Consider the following 4,689-nt stretch of genomic DNA (forward strand, 5'->3'; position numbering starts at 1 on the left):
GAGTTTACGCTTAAAAACTCTACCACCTACGATATAATGCTAAAAGGCTTAATTAAGAGCAGTGACGATCAATCTATCTTAATTCAAGGAAGCAAGCTTACCTCTAGAAATATCACCGGCGGCGAGTTTGGAAACGATGAGATCAATAGATATAATCCTATCCCAAATCCTGTAATAAACGTAGTTAACGAAGATCCAAACAATCCTACGAATTTCAACGGATTAAATATTAACGGCGGCAATAACTCTACCGTAAATTTAACCGGCGGCAATAATATCGGAGATATCACCGGCGGAGCTGGAAGCACTCTAAACGTAGGTAAAAACCCTACCAATCCGGCAGCTCCTAATACTATAACCGCTAAGAATATCGGAGGATTTGACGATATCAATATCTTTATGCCTCCTACTATTAAAGACGGCGATTCTATGATTACGCTAACAGATCCTACGGCCAATACCGATCTAAGCAATATGAGAGGTAAGATCACCGCTTACATTAGCGGCAATACCGACGTAGGAGATACCAGCACTATCCACCTGATCGATAAGCAAGGAAGCGGACGATTACTACTTCCTGATCCTTCTCATCTACAAACCAGGGTTCAGCAAGGCGCTACCATAGATTATGAAACATATGCTATGGTAGATGCAAACGGAAAAGCATTGGATCTTAAATTAGCGGCAAGAAAAAAGTAAAGGATGACGCTAAATCCTTCGCAGAAACCAGAGCTGCAAGCTTAGCTAGCTTAAAGAGCGGAAGCGAGTTAATCACTAACTACCTAGATAAGCTAATACCGGATGGGCATTTAGAGCTATTTCCTTTTGCTATAAGCGAAGCTTATGATCTAAGACATGAGACGGGCTCGCACGTAAATTCCAAAGGCTATGGAGTAGCAGCGGGACTTGCTAGCTTAACTCCGAATTCCGTAGGAGAGATACTAAGCGGAGTATTCGTTGAATATGGAAAAGCCAACTACGATAGCTATTTAGATAGCGGTCTACATGCAGACGGAGATAGTGAGTATATAGGCGGAGGCTTGATGCTAAAGCAAAACTTTACTAGCGGTACCTACCTAGATGCAAGCTTTCACGTAGGTAAGATAAGTAGCGACTACAATAGTAACGACTGGACCTATGCCATAGCTCCTGGAGTATTAGCTCATAATGAGAAGTTTGATATCAGCTCAACCTATATGGCTACTCATATAGGAATAGGTCAGATCTTTGATCTAAGCCAAAGTAATAAACTAGACGTTTATACTAAATGGCTATATGCTTACACAGATGATGCCGATGCTACTATAAGCTCGGGCGAGAGATATCACTTTGATAGCGTTACATCTAATAGGCTAAGAGCAGGTCTTAGAGATACTATAAATTTAAAAGACGAGCATAACCTATACGTAGGAGGCGCTTATGAGTATGAGTTTAAAGGGGATGCTAAAGCATCTACTATGGGACTTGACGCTCCTAAGCCTAGTCTAAAAGGTTCGACCGGAGTATTTGAAGCTGGCTATAAATACGATAGCAAAAACCTTATCCTTAGCCTAGGAGGCAAGGGCTACATAGGCAAAACAAGAGGTGGTGCTATCAATGCAGGGTTTGAGATTATGTTTTAAATTTAAGAGATGCGTAAGCTCTAGCTTGCACATCTATAAAATCAAATCCTATACTTAAAATTTCAGGGGCGGGAGATTTCTCGCCCCTTTTTAAATTTAGACGCTACACACTAGATAAATTTCATAGCTTCGCTCTTATGCGATAACGATCTTATTAAACGCGCCGTATCCGCCCGCATAAAATTTTACGGCAAGCGCCGCAAGATAATTCATAAAATTCTATGCCGCTTTAAAATTTGCAATACGAAATTTCAGATCAAAATTTACGACAAAATTTCACGGCGAGAGTGCAATCAAATGAGTGAAAGCGGAGCCTTGCGAGTGAATGCCGAATCTCGCTAGCAAGAGTAGAATCTTATAAGCAAACGCAGAATCTCAAGCAAAGATGAAATTTCAAAGCAAGAGCAGAATTTTACGACAAAAAGCAAAGCAGATAAAATTTCATCATAAAATTCCGCCGCAACCGCCAGTGCTCCTACTTTTTCGTAATTTTATAGAATAAATTTCCGATGCTTTGGATTATCTGCACGAGTACGATCAGTATCACGACGGTGTATGCCATTATATCGGGACGGAAGCGCTGAAAGCCATAGCGGATCGCCACGTCGCCGAGCCCACCACCGCCGACCGTGCCCGCCATCGCCGTAAATCCGATGATGACGATGAGCGTCAAAGTAATCGCACCGATGATGCTAGGTAGCGCCTCGATGAACATTACGCGAAAGATTATCTGCGTCTTGCTCGCACCGAAGCTCTTCGCCGCCTCGATCACGCCGCTATCGACCTCTAGCAGAGCGCTTTCGATGAGGCGAGCGATAAAGGGCGCCGAGCCGATAGTAAGCGGTACGATCGCCGCGGTGGTACCGATGCTAGTGCCGACAAGAAGCTTCGTAAGCGGAAAGAGCACGATCAGCAAAATTATAAACGGGAAGCTTCGCAGCGTATTTATCGCGACGTCCAACACGGCGTAGATGATGCGGTTTTCGCCGAGCCCACCGCGACGCGTAAGGATAAGCACGATCGCGAGCACGAGCCCTAAAATAAACGCCAAAGCCGTGCTTATGAAGGTCATATACAGCGTCTCCAGCGTCGCGTTTAACAGCAGCTTCGGAATCGTTCCGCTAAAAAAATTTTGTATCCACTCTATCATTTATGTCCTTTCATTTTGTGCTTGCTTGCGCTATATCGGGCTTTTGCGCCATTATAAAAATTTTTGAAATTTTAAAATTATAAAATTTACCGCTCACGCGGCAGCAAAATTTATAAAATTTTTCCGCCCAAGGTTGTAAATTTAAACAAAGTTTCTTCTAAATTTAGCGCGCGGCCTTAAAACCAAAGCTAAAATTTTAAAATTTCAAATCGGCACGAAATTCCGCCCCGCGCCCTCAAAAAATTTCAAATTTCTTAAATAGCTCGGGCTCATCCTGCACGATGCCGCGCTCTATGAGGCTTGCCACGACTTCGCGGCTGCAGAGCGTCTCCTGCGGCCACCTGCGCGTATAGCCCTCCCACTCGTGTTTGCTCGTAGCGTCGATGCAGATGTGATCGTCCTGCGCCACAAACACGTCGCGCAGCGCATCGATGCTATTTACGACGCGCCAAACGCTCATATAGAGGTTGCTCGCGTCGTTTCTCGCATCTGTAAAAATCAAAATTTTAAAATGCTCGCTAAATTTCAAAAGCCGCCGCCAGCTACGCTCTACGAGCTCTTTTTTGTCTATGTTTATCAGCACGAGCGGGTTTTTCGTATCGCAAAAGTGCTGCTTAAGCGCCAAAATAGCGGGCTCCTCACTTTGAAATTTCGCTAGCAGCTCCTCGTCGCTTAAAATTTGCGGCGCCTGCGAGCTTAGATCAACCGTCGCATCAATGCCGAGCTTGCCGCCGAAGCAGGAGTTCGGGCTTGCGTGATCGAGCTGATCGCACACACCCTCACTAAAAACGAGGCTGCGCGCGCCTATGCGGTTTAGGACGTACTTCGTAAGCGCTTCGTACTCATCCAAGCTCGGCGCGTCCTGCGGCACGAAAACGGCGTGTTTTACGAAGCTCATCTGCCCCACGCCCCAAAACGCGTGCATGATCTGCTTAGCCGCAGCGGGGTAGCGCACGGCGATCTTAGCCAAAATTAGGTTGTGAAATACGCCGTTTTCGGGCATTTTATAATCGATCAGATCGGGCGCGCTCGTGCGAAACAGCGGCAAAAAGATCCGCTCGGTCGCGTATCCCATAAATTTATCCTCAAGCGGCGGCTTACCCACGACGGTGGCGTGAAATACGGGCGCGCGTTTGTGCGTGATCGCGCTAACCTCCATCACCGGGAATGGCTCTACCGGCGTGTAATATCCCGTGTGATCGCCGAAAGGCCCCTCCGGCTCGCTTACTGCGGGATCGACAAAGCCCTCGATCACGTAATCAGCGTCCGCGGGAACGTAAATTTCATTCGTAAGCGATTTTACGAGGCGAGCGGGGCTGCGGCGGATGAAGCCGTAAAGCAGTAGCTCAAAAATCCCCTTCGGTAGCGGCGCCTGACCGCACCAGATATAGAGTGGATCGCCGCCGATCGCCACGGATACGGGCATCTTGCGCCCAGCTTTGCGGTATTCGTCGAAAAAGCCCGCGCCGTCTTTGTGTATCTGCCAGTGCATCCCCAGGCGGTCGCGTCCGTAAATTTGCAGGCGATACATACCGAGATTTTGCGTTTGAGAGTTTAGATCCTTCGTATAGACCTGCCCCATCGTGATGAACGCGCCGCCGTCACCCTCCCAGGTCTTAAGCACTGGAAGCTCGCCCAAATCGACGTCAGCGCCCAGATGCGCGACCTGCTGGCACTCGCCGCGACCGCTAAGGCGCTTTACAAAAATTTTACGAAGCGAGATTAAGTGCGCCAAGAAATCAAGCTTTTCGCCGAAGCTTTGCGGACGCTTCGGCTTTAGCAAGCTCTCGATCTCGGCGGCAATTTCGTCGGGCTTGCGACCGAGGATTAAATTTAACGCCTCGAAGGAGCCGAAAATATTGGTTAGCACCGGCGGCATCCGTTTGCCCTGCGCGTTTCGCACGTTCGTAAAAAGCA

At 47.3% G+C, this 4,689-nt stretch carries 4 protein-coding genes; 2 read left to right on the forward strand and 2 right to left on the reverse strand.

What is annotated here, in order from left to right; all coding sequences use genetic code 11:
- Together Q0277_RS06840 and Q0277_RS06845 are read left to right on the forward strand one after the other, a co-directional pair.
- The coding region (locus Q0277_RS06840; RefSeq protein ID WP_297996754.1) for a hypothetical protein at window positions 1-699 on the forward strand (699 nt) is incomplete at its 5' end.
- Window positions 700-1,043: 344 nt separating this feature from the next.
- Window positions 1,044-1,622: an autotransporter domain-containing protein gene (locus tag Q0277_RS06845; RefSeq protein ID WP_297996756.1), complete on the forward strand. Its 579-nt coding sequence runs from the start codon at window positions 1,044-1,046 to the stop codon at window positions 1,620-1,622.
- 475 nt (window positions 1,623-2,097) lie between these two features.
- Here the strand turns inward: Q0277_RS06845 and Q0277_RS06850 are convergent, their stop codons facing one another.
- Entirely contained in the window at window positions 2,098-2,772 is a 675-nt protein-coding gene (locus tag Q0277_RS06850) for a methionine ABC transporter permease (RefSeq protein WP_297996758.1), read from the reverse strand.
- A 235-nt stretch (window positions 2,773-3,007) separates the two neighbouring features.
- Window positions 3,008-4,689: menaquinone biosynthesis decarboxylase (locus tag Q0277_RS06855; RefSeq protein WP_297996760.1), on the reverse strand; the 1,682-nt coding region annotated here is incomplete at its 5' end.

The organism is uncultured Campylobacter sp., assembly GCF_938030815.1.
GTDB lineage: Bacteria > Campylobacterota > Campylobacteria > Campylobacterales > Campylobacteraceae > Campylobacter_B.

Bases quoted from the DNA above. Each gene is read 5' to 3' on its own strand.
- Q0277_RS06845 (WP_297996756.1), top strand. From the start codon at position 1,044: ATGCTAAAGCAAAACTTTACTAGCGGTACCTACCTAGATGCAAGCTTT.
- Q0277_RS06850 (WP_297996758.1), bottom strand. From the start codon at position 2,772: ATGATAGAGTGGATACAAAATTTTTTTAGCGGAACGATTCCGAAGCTG.